This is a genomic window from Trebonia kvetii, from assembly GCF_007827045.1.
GTDB classification, from domain to species: Bacteria; Actinomycetota; Actinomycetes; order Streptosporangiales; family Streptosporangiaceae; genus Trebonia; species Trebonia kvetii.
Genome location: NZ_RPFW01000009.1, coordinates 26,219 through 43,066, shown reverse-complemented (window position 1 = coordinate 43,066; position 16,848 = coordinate 26,219). Strand labels below are relative to the sequence as shown.

At 71.5% G+C, this 16,848-nt stretch carries 11 protein-coding genes; 9 read left to right on the top strand and 2 right to left on the bottom strand.

The window, feature by feature from the left end; translation table 11 throughout:
• Positions 1 to 4 precede the first annotated feature (4 nt).
• From EAS64_RS36960 to EAS64_RS36940, 5 genes are read left to right on the top strand one after another with little or no spacing between them, the layout of a single operon-like run.
• The gene (locus tag EAS64_RS36960) at positions 5 to 1,540 is read left to right on the top strand and encodes a long-chain-fatty-acid--CoA ligase (RefSeq protein WP_145860888.1); all 1,536 of its coding nucleotides are present in this window, start codon (positions 5 to 7) and stop codon (positions 1,538 to 1,540) included.
• Positions 1,537 to 3,273 (top strand): PHA/PHB synthase family protein, encoded by a 1,737-nt coding sequence (locus EAS64_RS36955; protein WP_145860886.1) that lies wholly within the window; start codon positions 1,537 to 1,539, stop codon positions 3,271 to 3,273. The genes EAS64_RS36960 and EAS64_RS36955 overlap by 4 nt, the downstream gene beginning before the upstream one ends.
• 23 nt (positions 3,274 to 3,296) lie before the next feature.
• Positions 3,297 to 4,160, top strand: a complete 864-nt coding sequence (gene phaZ / locus EAS64_RS36950) for a poly(3-hydroxyalkanoate) depolymerase (RefSeq protein WP_145860884.1) — start codon at positions 3,297 to 3,299, stop codon at positions 4,158 to 4,160.
• A complete protein-coding gene (locus EAS64_RS36945) occupies positions 4,157 to 5,350 on the top strand; it encodes a PucR family transcriptional regulator (RefSeq protein ID WP_187366451.1) in 1,194 nt (397 codons plus the stop codon). The genes phaZ and EAS64_RS36945 overlap by 4 nt, the downstream gene beginning before the upstream one ends.
• A 60-nt stretch (positions 5,351 to 5,410) precedes the next feature.
• Entirely contained in the window at positions 5,411 to 5,788 is a 378-nt protein-coding gene (locus EAS64_RS36940) for a YchJ family protein (protein ID WP_145860880.1), read from the top strand.
• Here the strand turns inward: EAS64_RS36940 and EAS64_RS36935 are convergent.
• Entirely contained in the window at positions 5,767 to 7,434 is a 1,668-nt protein-coding gene (locus EAS64_RS36935) for an ABC-F family ATP-binding cassette domain-containing protein (protein WP_145860878.1), read from the bottom strand. The two genes, EAS64_RS36940 and EAS64_RS36935, sit on opposite strands and share 22 nt — an antisense overlap.
• Before the next feature lie 82 nt (positions 7,435 to 7,516).
• On the opposite strand from EAS64_RS36935, the gene EAS64_RS36930 reads away from it, so the two are divergent.
• Positions 7,517 to 8,350 (top strand): mycofactocin-coupled SDR family oxidoreductase, encoded by an 834-nt coding sequence (locus EAS64_RS36930; RefSeq protein WP_145860876.1) that lies wholly within the window; start codon positions 7,517 to 7,519, stop codon positions 8,348 to 8,350.
• A gap of 69 nt (positions 8,351 to 8,419) precedes the next feature.
• Positions 8,420 to 8,671 (top strand): hypothetical protein, encoded by a 252-nt coding sequence (locus tag EAS64_RS36925; protein ID WP_145860874.1) that lies wholly within the window; start codon positions 8,420 to 8,422, stop codon positions 8,669 to 8,671.
• A 99-nt stretch (positions 8,672 to 8,770) separates the two neighbouring features.
• Here EAS64_RS36925 and EAS64_RS36920 read toward each other — a convergent pair whose 3' ends face one another.
• Complete coding sequence (locus tag EAS64_RS36920) at positions 8,771 to 14,317, bottom strand: ATP-binding protein (RefSeq protein ID WP_145860873.1); 5,547 nt, start codon at positions 14,315 to 14,317, stop codon at positions 8,771 to 8,773.
• A gap of 299 nt (positions 14,318 to 14,616) precedes the next feature.
• Here EAS64_RS36920 and EAS64_RS36915 point away from each other — a divergent pair, with 299 nt between their 5' ends.
• Together EAS64_RS36915 and EAS64_RS36910 are read left to right on the top strand one after the other, a co-directional pair.
• Positions 14,617 to 15,330 carry a glycerophosphodiester phosphodiesterase gene (locus EAS64_RS36915; protein WP_187366450.1) on the top strand — a complete coding sequence of 238 codons (714 nt, stop codon included), beginning with the start codon at positions 14,617 to 14,619 and terminating at the stop codon, positions 15,328 to 15,330.
• Between the two features lie 123 nt (positions 15,331 to 15,453).
• Positions 15,454 to 16,845, top strand: a complete 1,392-nt coding sequence (locus EAS64_RS36910) for a DUF2252 domain-containing protein (protein WP_222849887.1) — start codon at positions 15,454 to 15,456, stop codon at positions 16,843 to 16,845.
• Positions 16,846 to 16,848 lie beyond the last annotated feature (3 nt).

The window sequence follows — 16,848 nt, the reverse complement described above, 5'->3', positions numbered from 1 at the left end:
CGCCATGACCAACCTGGCCCTTGACCTGCACGAGGCCGCGCAGATGTATCCGGACCGCCCCGCCGTACGGCTCGATGACACGATCTTGTCCTACGCACAGCTCGACGACCTCAGCGCCCGGGCCGCCGGCTGGCTGCGCTCGCGCGGCCTCGAGCCGGGCAGCGCGGTGGGCATCATGCTGCCCAACGTGCCGCAGTTTCCCGTCTTCTACTACGGGGCGCTGCGCGCCGGGTGCGCGATCGTCCCGATGAACCCGCTGCTCAAGGCGCGCGAGGTGGCCCATTACCTCGGCGACTCAGGTGCCGGCCTTGTCCTGGCCTGGGAAACCGCGGCCGCAGAGGCCGCCGCGGGTGCCGCGACCGCCGCGGTGCCCGCGGTCAGCGTCGGCGCTGCGACGCTCGACGAGATCGGCGGGTGGGAGCCCGCGCCTGACGTGGCGCCGCGCGCCGACGACGACACCGCGGTGATCCTCTACACCTCGGGCACGACGGGAACACCGAAGGGCGCCGAGCTGACGCACGCCAACATGCGCCGCAACGCCCTGGTCACCGCCACGTCATTGCTCAGCCTCGGCCCGGACGACGTCGTGATGGGCTGCCTTCCGCTATTCCACAGCTTCGGGCAGACCTGCGGTCTCAACGCCGCCATGCTGTCTGGTGCCTGCCTGACGCTGATATCGCGGTTCAGCCCGGCGGCCGCGCTCCGGGTGATCGAACGGGACCGGGTCACGGTATTCGAGGGCGTGCCGACCATGTACGTCGGCATGCTCGGCGAGAGCGCCGTCATCGCGGACACCTCGTCCCTCCGGGTGTGCGTCTCGGGCGGCGCCGCACTGCCCGTCGAGGTGCTCAACGGGTTCGAGAAGACGTTCGCTACCGTGATCCTCGAGGGGTACGGGCTGTCGGAGACCTCGCCAGTGGCCACGTTCAACCGCTATGACCGCCGTAAGGCGGGGTCGATCGGACTGCCCATCAGCGGCGTGGAGCTGCGTCTGGTGCGTGGTGAGGACGGCGACGAGCTGGCAGGTCCAGGCGAGGTCGGCGAGATCGCGATCCGCGGGCACAACGTGATGAAGGGGTACAGGAACCGGCCCGAGGCCACCGCGGCGGCCATCCGCGGCGGCTGGTTCCGCACCGGTGACCTGGCACGCGCCGACGAGGACGGCTTCTACTACATCGTCGACCGCAAGAAGGACATGATCATCCGCGGCGGCTACAACGTGTACCCGAGGGAGATCGAAGAGGTCATCTACGAGCACCCGGCAGTGCTCGAGGCAGCGGTGATCGGCGTCCCGCATCCCTCGCTCGGCGAGGAAGTGGGCGCCGCGATCACCCTGCGGCCCGGGCAGGCGGCCACCACCGGCGAGCTGCGCGACTGGGTCAAGCAGCGCGTCGCCGCCTACAAATACCCACGGCACGTGTGGCTGACGGACGGGCTGCCGAAGGGGCCCACGGGAAAGATACTCAAGCGCGAGATCGTGATCCCAGCGGACATCGCCGGCACATCGGGCGTCACCGGCACCGCAGGGGGACGGCCATGACCGCGGCATCCGGCCGTTCCGCCGCTGCCTCCGCCGACGCGGCGGCCGCCGACACCGCCTCCGTTGCCGACGGGGCGGCCGCCCTGGACATGCTCCTTATCGAGGCGGCACTGGGTTCCGGCCGGCGGTTCTTCCCCGGCCGCTCCGCGGTGCGGCTGGCCCGGGCCCTGGCCGCCCGGCCCGGTGTGGTGGCGACGCGGGCCCAGAGCCTGGCCGGCGAGCTGGCCCGCATCGCCGGCGGCACCTCGGGCGTCACCGCGACAGCGAAGGACCGCCGGTTCGCCGACCGGGCCTGGACAGGCAATCCCGCGCTGCGCCGGGTCATGCAGGCCTACCTGGCCACGTCAGAAGCCGCGCTCAGCCTCCTCGACGAGGCCGCGCTCGACTGGCGAGACGCGCAGCGGCTGCGTTTCGCCCTGACCAGCCTGATGGACGCCCTAGCCCCGAGTAACAACGCGCTGCTGTCTCCCGAGGCGTGGAAGGCGGCGATCGACTCCGGGGGCGGCAGCGTGGTGACCGGAACCAGGCACCTGCTCAGCGACCTGGCCAGCCCGCCTCGGGTGCCGTCCATGGTGCCGGCCGGTGCCTACGCCGTCGGCACCGACCTGGCGGTCACTCCCGGCAGCGTGGTCGTACGCACCCCGGTCTTCGAGCTCATCCAGTACTCGCCGTCAACCGAGACGGTCCGGATGAGGCCGCTGCTGATCGTCCCGCCGACGATCAACAAGTACTACATCCTCGACCTCGCTCCCGGTCGCAGCCTGATCGAGTACCTGGTCGGCCAGGGGCAGCAGGTGTTCGTCATGTCGTGGCGGAATCCGGACGCGCGGCACGCCTCCTGGGGCTTGGACGCCTACGTCCAGGCCGTACTCGACGCCGCGGACTCGGTCACGGAAATCAGCGGCGCGGACGCGCTCCACCTGCTCGGCGCCTGCTCTGGCGGCATCCTCGCCAGTCTCGCCGCCGCCCGATCCGCCGCTGTACAGGACGCCGGGCGGCGGCTGGCCAGCCTGACGTTGCTTGTCACGATGCTCGACCAGGCGCGCGCCGACGCCGTCGGCGCCCTGGTGGACGCCTCGATGGCGGACGCCGCGATTGCCGCCTCGGCGCGCCAGGGCTACCTGGACGGGCGCAGGCTCGCCGAGGTCTTCGCCTGGTTGCGGCCTCGCGACCTCATCTGGAACTACTGGGTCAACAACTACCTGCTCGGCAAGGAGCCGGCCCGGTTCGACATCCTGTTCTGGAACGCGGACACCACCCGGATGACCGCGGGACTGCACCGCGACTTCGTTCGTGCCGCCGCCAGCAACGCGCTGGCCAGCCCTGGTGCGCTCACGGTGCTCGGCCGTGAGACCGACCTGGGGCAGGTTGATCTGGACAGTTACGTGGTCGCCGGGGTGGCTGACCACATCTGCCCGTGGCAGTCCTGCTACCGCAGCGGCCAGCTGCTCGGCGGCAAGACCCGGTTCGTGCTGTCGACGAGCGGGCACATCGCGGCCCTTGTCAACCCGCCGGATGGCAAGAAGTCCAGGTACCAAGCGGGCGACGACGTCACCGCCGAGCCCGGCGACTGGCAGCAGGCGGCGCAGACCCTGCAGGGATCGTGGTGGCCCGACTACGCCGGCTGGCTGGCGGAACGTTCCGGCGCCCTGTTGCCCGCCCCGGCGGCGCCAGGGAGCGACCGCTTCCGGGTCATCGAACCAGCCCCCGGCAGCTACGTGCGGGCCGCGTGACACGGGTAAGGCGGGGGCAGCGCATGGACCGGGACGCCGATGAGGTCACCGCGGTGACCGTGGAGCGGCGCAGCCTGCGGGTCGCGATCCGTCGCGGCACCGGCGGCGGTCCACCGGTGCTTGTATGCAACGGCATCGGCACCCCGCTCGAGGCCCTCGCTCCGTTCACCGGTGCGCTTGACCCGGCGATCACCGTCGTCAGGTTCGACGTGCCGGGCGCGGGCGGCTCGCCCGCGCCGGCACTCCCCTACTCCGTCCCCGGCCTGGCTCGGCTCGCGGGCCAGATGATGAGCGAACTTGGCCACGGGCGCTTCGACGTCCTCGGGATCTCCTGGGGTGGCGGTCTCGCCCAGCAGCTCGCGCTGCGCTATCCGCGGCGATGCCGGCGGCTCGTGCTCGTCGCCACCTCGACGGGCGCCCTGATGATCCCGGCGCGGCCCCGCGTCCTGCTGCACCTGTCCTCGGCGCGCCGGCACCGCGACCCGGCGCACGCCGCCCGGATCGCCGGGGACATCTACGGCGGGTCGCTTCGCCGCGAGCCCGAGCTGGCCGCGCCGATCGCCGGTTCCTACCGGGGGCCGGCCTCGCGGCGCGGCTACCTGTATCAGCTGCTCGCGTCCGCGTGCTGGACCAGCCTGCCGTGGCTGCGGCTGATCAGGCAGCCGACGCTGATCCTGGCCGGCGACGACGACCCGATCATCCCGCTTGCCAACGCGCGGCTGATGGCCGCGCTGCTGCCCGCCGCCCTGCTGCACGTGTACCCCGACGGGCACCTCGGCCTGCTCACCCGGGCTGCCGAGCTCGCCCCGGTCGTCAGCGATTTCCTGCTGGCCGCCGGCCCGCCTGTTGTACCGGGCGCCGGGCGCGCGGTGCAATGGCTGGCATGACCACATCAGCGCCGATGAGTCACCACGAGGCGGCCGCCGCCATCGTCGCAGCCGTCAGGACCGGCCTCCCTGGGCTGACCGAGCGGGTCGTTACTCGTATCCGCGCGGAAATCCCCTTCTACGCAACCCACGACGTGGTCGCGCCCGATGACCTGCGCGACTCGGTCAGCGCCAACGTCGGTTACATCCTCGACAGTCTCACCGGGACCGCAACCGCCAACCTGAGCGCGCCGCACGCCACCGGCAGGACCCGTGCGGCCCAGGGAGTGCCGCTCGCGGAGATGCTCACCGCCTACCGGCTGGGCGTGGCGGAGCTGTGGACGGAACTCGTCACCGCCGCCCGATCCCTGCCTGGCGTCCACGCCGAGGACGTCATCGACCTGGCGGGCGCGGTCTTCGCGGTGCAGAACACCTACAGCGACGCCGCGCTCGACGCCTACCGCGACGAGGCCAGGGAGATACTGCGCGCCAGGGAACGCGAGCGGGCCGCCCTGGTGGAGGTAATTCTCACCGGCACCACCGCGAAGGGCGCCCTGTGGGAGGTGGCCAACGCCCTGCGGCTACCGCTCGATGGCGTATTCCTGGTGATAGCGGCCGAGACCGAGCTCGGCCATGACCCGATCCCCCATGCGGAATCGGCGCTCGCCGTCATCGACGTCCGGTCGGTCTGGCGACTGGACGCCGAGGTGTCGCTCGGCGTGCTCTCGCTGCCCGACCGGTCCCGCAACGGCGCTGTGCTCGGCGTGCTAGACCGGCACGCGACCGGGCGGATCGGCGCCAGTCCGGTATTCGCCGAACTGCACCAGGCCGGCTGGGGACTGCAGCTCGCCCGGCTCGCGCTCGGCAGCCCAGCGGGCGGCTCAAAGGTGACCCAGTTCCGGGACAGCCCGATCGACCTGCTCGTCGCCGCCGCACCGCACGCCGCGCTCCAGGCGGCTCGCGCCGTGCTCGGCGCCCTGCTCAGGCTGCCTGGCGAGGAACTCGAGCTGCTCCTCGGCACCTTCGAGGCCTGGGTACGCGCCAGCGGCTCGGCCACCGTCGCGGGCGCGGAGCTCTACTGCCATCCGAACACCGTCCGCTACCGGCTGCGCCGCATCGAATCGGCCACCGGCCGGACGCTGGCCAATCCCGGCGAGGTCGCCGAGCTGGTCACCGCCGTCCGGGCCTGGCGAGAACTCCCCCATCCCTGATCCGGGCCCTTGCCTCGTGACGGGCGCCCGGCGGCGCGGAACCGCTGCGACAATGGCGGTATGGACGTACTCGCGTGCCCCTGCGGCCTCGGCGACGACTACGACTCCTGCTGCGGGCGGCTGCACGCCGGCGCTCAGGCACTGACCGCCGAGTCGCTGATGCGCGCCAGGTACAGCGCGTTCGCCGTCGGCGACGCCGGCTACCTGCTGCGCACCTGGCACCCGTCGCGCCGTCCGCAGAAGCTCACGCTCGACCCGGCACTGCGGTGGACGCGGCTGGCGGTACTCGAGACCGAGGGCGGCGGGATGTTCGACACCACGGGCACGGTCCGGTTCCGTGCCGTCTACAACAAGGAAGGGCAGCGCGGCGTCCTCGCGGAAACCAGCAGGTTCATCCGCCAGGACGGCCGGTGGAGCTATCTCTGCCCCGTCGACTGACCCGGCGCCGACTCGGCGACCTGGCCGTTCGCGACTGACAGGCGGCGGGTGACAAGGACCGACTCAAGCATCCGGCGATCGTGCGTGACCAGGATGAACGTACCCGGGTAGGTCGCCAGGGCGTCCTCGAGCTGTTCGATCGCGGGCAAGTCGAGGTGGTTGGTCGGCTCGTCGAGCACCAGCAGGTTCACGCCGCGGGCTTGGAGCAGGGCGAGCGCGGCGCGGGTGCGCTCGCCGGGCGACAGCGAGGCGGCCGGGCGGACCACGTGGTCCGCCTTGAGTCCGTACTTGGCGAGCAGCGTCCTGATCTCCTCGGGAAGCATGCCGGGAACCTGAGCGGCGAAGGCGTCGAGGAGCGGCTGCGAGCCGCCGAACAGGCTGCGTGCCTGGTCGACCTCGCCGACATGGATGCCGCTGCCAAGCGCGGCATGACCCGAGGTCAGCGGCAGCCGCCCGAGCAGCGCGGCGATGAGGGTGGACTTGCCCGAGCCGTTCGGGCCGGTGATGGCGATCCGGTCGGCCCAGTTGACCTGGAGGCTGACCGGGCCGAGGCGGAAACCGCCGCGCTCGACGACCGCGTCCCGCAGCGTGGCGGCCACCGTTCCTGAGCGGGGCGCGGCGGCGATCTCCAACTTGAGCTGCCACTCCTTGCGCGGCTCTTCGACGACGTCCAGCCGCTCGAGCATCCGTTCCGTCGCCTTGACCTTCCCGGCCAGCTTCTCCGAGCGGCTCACCTGCCGGTGCAGTATGTGCTTGTCGTTATCCGTGGCCTTGGACTTCGCCTCGCGGACGCCCTTGTCGGCCCAGGAGATCTGGGTGCGCATCCGCTGCTGCAGGCCGGCCCTGGTGTCGGAGTACTTCTCGTAGGCATCCCTGGCCTGCTGCTTGGCGATCTGCCGCTCCTCCAGGTAGGCGAGGTAGCCGCCGCCGTACAGCCGGACCTGCTGCTGCGCCAGGTCGAGTTCGAGTACCCGGTGCACGGTGCGCTCGAGGAACGCGCGGTCATGACTGACGAGGACGGCGCCTGCCCGCAGGTGCGCGACGAAGTCCTCGAGGATCTCAAGGCCGGCGATGTCCAGGTCGTTGGTTGGCTCGTCGAGCAGGAACACGTCGTAGCGGGACAGCAGCAGCGAGGCGAGGTTTGCCCGGGCGGCCTGACCGCCGGACAGGCTGGCCATCGGCTGTCGCTCGGCGCCGTCGCGCAGCCCGAGCATCGCGAACACCTGAGGGGTCCGGTCCTCCAGGTCGGCGCCGCCGAGTGCGAGCCAGCGGTCGAGCGCGCCGGCGTAGGCGTCGTCCGCGCCTGGTCGCTCCTCGACAAGGAGTTGCGTGGCATCGTCCAGGTCACGCTGCGCCCCGGCAACGCCGGTGCGGCGGGCGATGAAATCGGCGACCGTCTCCCCCGCGCGACGCTCCGGTTCCTGGGACAGGTAGCCGACCGTGGCGGTCGGCGGGCTGAGTGAGACATCGCCCGCGTCCGGCGGCCGCAGGCCGGCCAGGATGCGCAGCAGCGTGGACTTGCCCGCGCCGTTCACCCCGACAAGCCCGGTGATCTCGCCCGGCGCGACCACCAGGTCGAGACCGGAGAACAGGGTACGGTCGGCATGCCCGGCGGTTAGGCCCTTGGCGGTCAGTATCGCGCTCATCGCGGGTTCATTTTAGTGAGGTTGCCAGGGCGTGCCGCACGCGGGAATCTGAGAGGCGACCCCAGGACCAAGGAGCTTGCTGATGCCAGGACGGGTACAGGGCAAGGTCGCTTTCATCACCGGCGCGGCGCGCGGCCAGGGCCGCAGCCACGCGATACGGCTCGCCGAGGAGGGCGCGGACATTATCGCGGTCGACATCGCCGGGCGGGTCACCTCCGTGTCTGCCTACCCGCCGGCCACCGAAGCGGACCTGGCAGCGACGGTCAGCCAGGTCGAGGCGCTGGACAGGCGGATCGTCGCGCGCAAGGCGGACGTCAGGGACTCCGCGGCGCTGAGCGAGGCCGTGAGCGACGGAGTCGCCCAGCTCGGCAGGCTGGACATCGTCGTCGCGAACGCGGGCATCTACCAGCCCGTCCCCACCCTCGACCTAGACGACGCCGCCTGGCAGGAGACCATCGGCATCAACCTGACCGGGGTATGGAACACGGTGAAGGCCGCGCTGCCGCACCTCATCGCAGGCGGCGGCGGATCGGTGATCCTGACAAGCTCGGTGCTCGGCCTGCGCGGCGCCGCCAACTCCGTGCACTACAGCACCGCCAAGCACGGCGTCGTCGGCATCATGCGCTCGGTCGCCAGCGAGTTCGCCGGGCACCGCATCCGGGTCAACAGCGTCCACCCGACCCTGGTCGACACGCTCATGATCCAGAACGAGCAGACATGGCGCATGTTCGACCCCGCCAACCCGCACCCGAGCCGCGAATCGGCGGCGCCGGTCTTCCAGATGGTCAACGCGCTGCCCGTGCCCTGGGTCGAGCCAGCCGACATCAGCAACGCCGTGCTGTTCCTCGCCTCCGACGAGGCGCGCTACATCACCGGCGTCACCCTCCCCGTCGACGCCGGCGCCCTCGTCAAGTAACTCGCCACGTTTGCACATTACTCACCGTCGAACTCGTTTGCTGGCGCAACTGCCGGGCAACGGGGTGCCATGGGAGTTGCGGGGCAGCATGCGAGGCGGCGGGGGCAGCGGTGGTGGCATAGGCCAGACGTCCGGTACTGGTACGGGCTGGGGATCGCGTTCCTGCTGGTGGGCGTGGCTCAGATCGGCGTCGCCGTCGGCCGGTCGAGCGGTTTCGGGTACGTCATGGTCGGTGTCGTGTATCTGCTGATCAGCGCCGCATGGCTTGCCGTGGGCGGTTACAAGCACCGCCGTGAGCAGCCGGAAGCCACGCGGGACTGAGAATCCGCCCGTGTCTATGCCGAACGGGTTCGTGTTTCACCGAGGATGACCAGGTGAACCACGAACCCGTTCGGACTGATCCTGACTTTGACCTGGACCTTAGTGGGCCGCCAGGCCGCGCTCGATCGCCTCGATGATCGCCGGCCGCAGGCCGGCGACGCTGACGATGGCGTCGACAGAGCCGACCTCGACGGCGCGCTGGATGGAGTGGATCCTGTCGAACTCCGCGGCGACTTCGCCGAGCTTCTCCGCACGCACCGACGCCTGGACCTCGGCCAGCCGCAGCGTCAGCCCGGCCCGTTCGGCCCCGCTCGTCTCCGCCAGCCTGGCCTGGAGTTCGGTCACCCGCGGGTCGGCCGCGGTGCGGTTGCTGACGTCGGCGGCGAAGACCACGGCCGCGGCCGGGGCGCCGCCGAGCACCGACGCGAACGAGCCCTCGAGGGCGAGCACGGTCATGTTCGGGTTGAGCACCTTGGAGAACACGACGAACGCGCCACCGTGGTAGCGGGAGATGACGCAGAACACGATCGGGCCGTCGAAGTTGACGATCGCCCGGCCGATCTCCGCGCCGTACTCGAGCTGGAGCTTGCGCATCGATTCCGGCGAGCCGTCGAACCCGGACAGGTTCGCAAGCACCACCAGGGGCCGGTTGCCCGACGCGGCGTTGATCGCCCGCGCGGTCTTCTTCGAGGACTGCGGGAACAGCGTGCCCGCCGTGTAGGTGTCGGGGCCGTCCGTCGGCGGGATGCCGCGGCGCGGCACCGACTTGGACTCGATGCCGATGAGGCAGACCGGGCGGCCGCCGAGGTGCACGTCCTGCACCACCGAGGTGTCCGCGTCGGCCATGCCCGCCCAGCGCTCGAGCACCGCGTGGTCCTGGTCGGACAGCGCGCGCATCACGGTGCGGATGTCGAACGGCTTCTTCCTGTCCGGGTTGTGCTGAGCGGAGAAGATCTGCCCGACGGTGGTGAAGTCGCTGCCCGCCACGGCGTGCGGGAAAGCGGAGATGTCGCGGTCGGCCGGGTCCTGCGAGACCGCCTTGCGCGGCGCGCCCTCGCCGGGCGCGACGTAAGTGTGCTCGTAGTAGGCCATGAGCACTTCGCAGGCGGCGGGCAGGTTCGGCGCCCAGTACTGCGCCTGGCCGTTCGGTCCCATCACCCGGTCGTAGCCGCCGATGCCGAAGTTGTCCTCCGCCGACACGCCGCCGGAGAAGTCGAGCGACTGCTTGCCGGTGAGCACCATCGCCGAGTCCGGCGTCATGACCAGGATGCCCTTGGTGTGCATGAGCATCGTGGCCTCGGCGTTCCAGTACGGCTGGGCGCCGACGTTGATCCCGGCGACGACGATGTTGATCTCGCCGCCCGCCTGGGTGTAGGTGACGATCCGCTTCAGCGCCGCGGCCACCCAGTCCATGTTCTCGGTGCCCGAGGTCATCGAGATCCGCGCGCCGGACGACAGCGCGAACCACTCAAGCGGTACCGCCATCCGCTCGGCGAGGTCGAGCGCGGCGATCACCCGGGCGCATTCCGGCTCCGACAGCGCGCCGAGCGACTTGGTCGGGTCGCCGAGCAGCACCACGCGGGTGACGCCCTCGGGGTGCCGCGACGTCGGCGTGGTGACGACGCCCGCGACGACCGCCGCCTTGTTCTTGCCCTTCGGCCTGTCGACAGGCACCAGCGTCCCGGTGTCGTCGAGGTCGTACTCGGTGAACGCGCCCGCCGGACCGGACAGCATGGTGGTCAGCTCGTACGGGTACAAGGTGCCGCGCCGCGCGGCGCGCAGCACCTTCTGCCGGTAGTCGTCGAGCGGCGCGATCGGCTCGGTCGGCGGCGGGCCGACGGACATCCGCACCGCGCGGCTCGCGTCCAGCCGGACCCGCACGGCCAGCTCGGCGAGCTCGTCGCCCCCGTCCTTGGACGGAACGCGCTGGCGGGCGACGAACTGGACCTCCTCGACGCCGGCGCCTGACGTGGTGGGCCGGACACGGTGCACAAGCGGGGTCAGCTCGGCGGGCGTGAAGTCGGTCGTCGGCCAGACGTACATCATGATCTGGTTGGCCTCGAACCGCTTGTGCTGCGGCCGCTGCGCCTGGGTGGTGCGGATCGCGTCCATGCAGGCGGCGAGGACGTTCTCGAGCTCAGGCAGCGCGACGAGCCGGCCGTCGGCCTCGCGCAGCGGCGTGAGGTCGCGGACCTGCCCCATCGCGAACAGCCGCTCGTCGGCCGGGTTGGCCTTGGCGACCGCCTTGACCAGGTAGATCTCCTCATCCGCCGAGGGCAGCCTGGTGAGGTCGAACTCGCGCAGCCGCCCGAGCTGCAGCCGCTCGGCGACCTGCGGGTGCAGCCCGCGGATCAGCCGCTCCTCGACGAGCGGCGCGCTTCCCCCGTCCGGGCGGAAGGTGAAGTGATGGTGCATCACCGCGCCCCTGGCGCCGGCGACGGTGACCGTGATCCGCGCGAGGCCGGCGGGCAGCGGGCGTGCCGTGACGAGATCGCCGACCGCCGTCGCGAGCGCGTCGCCCTCCGGCTGGTCGTCCCAGGCGACGTATACGTCGGCGACAAGGCGGTAATCCTCCGGGGGGATGACCCCCCGTACCCCCCGAGGGCTAGCTTGCGCGGCGTGCGCTGCGAGTTCGCCGATGGCGGCGATGGCGCCGGGCAGCCCCGCGGCGTCGGCGGCTGTGGCGGCGATCAGCGTCACGCCGCCTGGTCCCGCGTCCTCGGCGGTGAGGAACCGGCAGCCGCCGATGTCGCGCGCGGTGACAGCGGACAGCTTGTGGTTGCCGTAGTAGCGGCGGGTCAGCACCTCGAGCAGCGGCGCGTGGTCGACCGGGCGGCCGATCCGCTGGCCGATCAGCCGCACCAGCGGCTCGGAGCTGCCCACCATGGCCTGGATGCGCTCGTCGCGGTCCGCCGCGTCCGGGTGCTTGTCGAGGTAGCGCAGGTCGTCGCGGACCGCGGCGTAGACCCTGGCGCGGCTGCGGCGCAGCAACGGCTGGGCGAACCAGCGGAACACGACGCCGCGGGCGAGGTCGGTCACCGCGGGGAAGCGGACCTGCGTGGCCTCGATGAGGTGCTCGAGCGCCAGGCCCGCCTGCTCGCGCAGCGGCTCCGCGGGCGGCGCGCTCGTCAGCCACTGCCGCAGCAGCTCAGAGACGATGGTGGCGTCGGGGTTCATCCGCTGCTGTGCCAGGAAGATGCGGAAGACGGCGGCCTCGAGCTCAGGCGTGCGGTCGAGCTCGCTGACGCCGTAGTAGCGGAACACCCGGCCCAGCTTCGCCTGGAAGCTCTCTGGCACGCCCGCCCGCTCCACGTCGAGGTTCTTCAGGTAGGCGTGGAAGAACTCGCGCGGGCTGTGCACCTGGCTGCCCGGCTCGGCGTCCGTGTCGCTTTCCGTCCGGTTGCGGCTTAGCTCGGACATGTCGGCGAACACGGTGAACAGCTCCACCTCGCCGGGCAGCGGCTGGCCGCCGAGCTCGGCGCGGGCGGCGAGGTATCCGGTCAGCGCCTGCCGCGGCGCCTGGACGTCGCCATCGAAGCCGAGCAGCCTGCCGCGCAGGTCGGCTAGGTAACGCTCGGCCCGCACGGCCGCGGGCGGGTTCTCCGCGCCGGCCGGCAGGTCGATCTCCGCGGCGCCGGCGGCGGCTGCCGCCGGCGCGTCTCCCGCGCCGTCGCCGAGCGGCTCGAGCCGCAGCAGCGGCGCGCCCGCCTCGACCTGGCTGCCGACAGAGACCCGGCACTCGCGAACCCGGGCGCGGAACGGCGCCCGCAGCACCGTCTCCATCTTCATGCTCTCCAGCACCAGGATCGGCGCGTCGGCCTCGACCTCGTCGTCGACCCCCAGCGGGGTGGCGACCACCAGGGCGGGCGCCGGCGAGCGGACCACGCCGCCCTCGTCGCGGCTGATCCGGTGCGTGACGCCGTCCACCTCGACCAGGTGCACGGGGCCGTGCGTCGCGGTCGTCAGCCGGAACCACTGGCCGTTGACCGTGATCCGGCCGCTGTGCACGTCATACCGCTCGATGTCGACGTCGGCAGGCCGCGTGTCGCCGCCGGCCGAGATGCCGACGCGGAACCGCTTGCGCCCGAGCCTGGAGACGTGCACCCGGTAGCTCGCGCCGCGCAGCTTCAGGTCGAGCGGGCGGGCCGGGTCGTGGTGCACCTGCGGGCGGCCGCCGTGCGCGGTGGCGAGCAGCCGCTGCGCGCTGACCTCTTCCTCGTCCTCGTAGGCCTCGATCGCGGCGGCGGCGAGCGCGACGCCGGAATGCTTGCGCGCGGTCAGCCGGCCCTGCGCGCGCACCCGGTCGATCCAGCCGGTGTCGGCCGAGGCATCGATCACCTCGGGCTGGTCGAGCAGGTCGAGCACGAAGCTCTTGTTGGTGGCGCCGCCGTCGATGAGCACCATGGTCTCGGCCATGGCGCGGCGCAGCCGGCCGAGCGCCTCGTCCCGGTCGCGGCCGTAGGCGATGATCTTCGCGATCATCGAGTCGAAGTCGGCGGGGATGGTGTCACCCTCGCCGACGCCGGTGTCCACCCGGATGCCGGGGCCGGCGGGCAGCGCGAGCCGCACGATACGGCCGGGGGCGGGCGCGAAGTCGCGGTCCGGGTCCTCGGCGTTGAGCCGCGCCTCGATCGCGTGCCCGGTCTCGGCCGGCTTGTCGCCCTCGAGCCTGCCGCCGCTCGCCACGTGCAGCTGCAGCCGGACCAGGTCGGTGCCCGTGGTGAGCTCGGTGATCGGGTGCTCGACCTGGAGCCGGGTGTTGACCTCGAGGAACGCGAAACGCCGCTCGCCGGGATGGTAGAGGAACTCGACGGTGGCCGCGCCCCGGTAGCCGACGGCGAGGGCGAGCCGCTCGGCGGACGCCTTCAGGTCCGCGGTCTGCTCCGGTGACAGGACCGGGGAGGCGGACTCTTCGATGATCTTCTGGTTGCGCCGCTGCACCGAGCAGTCGCGCACCCCCAGTGCCCAGGCCGTTCCCTGGCCGTCGGCGATCACCTGGACCTCGACGTGGCGCGCGCCGGTGACCAGCCGCTCGAGGAACACGGTGCCGCTGCCGAACGCGCGCAGCGCCTCGGCGCTTGTCCGCTCGAACGCCTCGGTGAGGTCGCCCGGTGAATTGATGGCCCGGATGCCGCGACCGCCGCCGCCGGCGGTGGCCTTCAGCATCAGCGGGTAGCCGATGTCTGCCGCGGCCGTGAGCGCGTCGTCCAGGGTGGCGACCGCGCCGCGGCTCCACGGCGCGACGGGGACGCCGACCTCCTCGGCGATCAGCTTGGCGCCGATCTTGTCGCCGAGCTTGCGCATCGCCTCGGCGTCGGGCCCGATGAAGGTGACACCGGCCTTCTCGCACAGTTCGGCGAACGCCGGGTCCTCGGCGACGAAGCCCCAGCCGACCCAGGCGGCGTCCGCCCCGGTCTCGGTCAGCGCGCGCTCGAGGAGGGCGTGGTCGAGGTAGGGGCGGGCCGAGGCCGGCCCGAGCGGGTAGGCCAGGTCGGCTTCGCGGACGAAGGTGGCGGTGCGGTCCGCGTCCGTGTACAGGGCGACCGTCTCGATCCGCTCCCCCGTCTGCGCGGACAGATCCCGGACGGCGTGGATGAGCCGCATCGCGGCCTCACCGCGGTTGACGATCGCGATACGACTGAACACCGGTTAAGCCTCCGAGTACCGACATGTCAGAAGGCGATGCCCGGAGTCCCAGGCCTCGCCTTCACCTGTTTCTATCCTGCTCGATACCCGGCTGGAGGACCAATGCAGGGCATGACGCACGCCGGCGCCACCGATTTGTAGGAAACCGACAAAAAGGCGGCCATCCCTGGCCCGTCGCGAAGGCTAGCGCGCGAACCGGCGCGGCAAGCGTCCTTCGAGGTGAGGGTGAAGATGATCACTGGCTCACGGACGCTACCCCCACGGTAGCGGGCAGATCCGCACAAGGCATACTGCGCGACATGACCCGTGCCATGGTGGCCGCGCACCGGGGAGTCGCGACCGGGGCGGCCGAGAACACCATCGCTGCCTTCAGCAACGCCATCGACGTCGGCGCCGACATGATCGAGTTCGACGTCCGCTCCACCGGGGAGGGCGAGCTGATCGCCTTCCATGACGCGCAGGTGCGCGGCGTACCGGTTGGCGCGCTCAGCCGCGCGGAGATCGCGGCGGCCGCCGGGGTGCTGCCGCCGCTGCTCACCGAGGTGCTCGCGGTCTGCGCCGGGCGCATCAGGCTGGACGTGGAACTCAAGGAAGACGGCTACGTGGCCGACGTGATGGCCGTGCTGCGAGCCGGCTTCGACCCCGGCCAGTTGGTGGTCACGTCGTTTCTCCCCGCCGTCGTCGCCCAGGCGAAGGATGTCTACCCCGAGGTCAAGACCGGACTGCTGATCGGCGACGGCGGATCGCTGCTCGACCTGGCGGCTCGGTTCGGCGAACTCTACCCGGTCGGTCTCGCGCGGCGCGTCCGGGCGGACTACCTGGCGCCGCACTACGGGCTTGCCCCGCTCGGCGTGCTGCGCCGGGCCGCCGCGGCCGGGCTGCCGTGCCTGCTATGGACGGTAAATTCCCCCGCCCTGATCAGCAGGTACGCGACCGACCCGCGGGTGGCCGCGATCATCACCGACGTGGCGGCGGAGGCCGTCGCGATCGTGGCGGCCGCCGCTGGCCGGTGACCAGTGCCGGCCGCAGACCGGCGCAATTTGATTACCTTCAGTAACTCTCCATCAGCACAGCGTGAGATAATTGCGCTGGGCTCCGGTCCGCGCGGCCGGCCACCGGATGGGGGCGAATGTTCGATGGAAGATTCCGTTTCACCGCCGCGTGACCGCCAGGCCGCCTGGCCGCACGACCTGCGCGCCACCGCCGACGAGCGGCGGGCCTCGGGAAAGGCCGTGCGCCAGCGGGTCAAGCGCAGCGAACTCGGGTCATGGATGGAGCGCGATCGCGAGCACGACGCGCTGCGGACCATCCTGGCGCAGGATGAGACCAGGGACCGCGAGCTGGTGCCCATCCGTCACTATCGCATGGCGGCCTCGGCGTGGAACTACTTCCGCGGCGCCGCGGCGGTGATGGCCGCCGATCTGGCCGCCCATCCAGACAGTGGGCTGACGGTGCAGCTCGCCGGCGACGCGCACGTGCTGAACTTCGGCCTGTGGGCGACACCGGAGCGCAACCTATCGTTCGACCTGCGGGATTTCGACGAGACGCTGCCCGGTCCTTTCGAGTGGGACGTGAAGCGCTTCGCCGCGAGCATCATGCTGGCGGCGCGGGACAGCGAGGTCGGGTCGCTCAGGGCCGCGGAGGCGGTGTCGGCCGGCCTGCGGGCCTACTGCCGGGGCATCCGTCGCTACGCCACGATGCCGGAACTCGACATCTGGTATGACGCGCTCCACGTGGACCAGCTTGTCGACTACTTCGAGCCCGCCGACCGCGACCGGGTCTCGGTGCACATAGAGCGCGGCAGGGAACGGCGCACAAGCCGCGGCGCGTTCGCCCGGCTCACCGAGATGGCCGACGGCCGGCCGCGGATCACCGCTGACCCGCCGATCAGGACCACGCTCAGCGAGGCCGCGCAGGCCGACCTGGTAGACCAGCTGCTCGCCGGGTACCGGCTGACCCTGCAGGAAGACCGCCGGATCCTGTTCGACCGGTTCACCGAGGTGGACGCGGTCCGCCAGGTGGTCGGCGTGGGCAGTGTCGGAATGCGGGTGTACCTGGTGCTGCTGGAAGGCCGGACCGGCACCGACCCGTTGTTCCTGCAGGCCAAGCAGGCAGGGCCCGCGATCTACGAGGCCTATGCAGAGCCGAGCCGCCACACCAGCCATGGGGAGCGGGTGATCAGAGGTAAGCGGCTGGTGCAGAGCGCCACCGACATCTTCGCCGGCTGGGGCTCGATGAACGGCAACGACTTCTACGTGCGGCAGTTCCGGGACATGAAGATCATCCCGACGACCGCGCTGATCGCTCCCCGGCTCGTCGAGTTCGCCGCCGCATGCGGCGCGACGCTCGCCAAGGCGCACGCCCGCACCGGCGATGCGACGGCCATCGCCGGCTACATCGGCAAGGGCGGCAGGTTCATCGCGTCGGTCGGCGAGTTCGCCACCGTGTACGCCGACCAGACCGAGCGCGATCACGCCCAACTGGTGGACGCCATCGAGAGCGGGGCAGTGTCGAGCCGGCCGGCGTAAAGC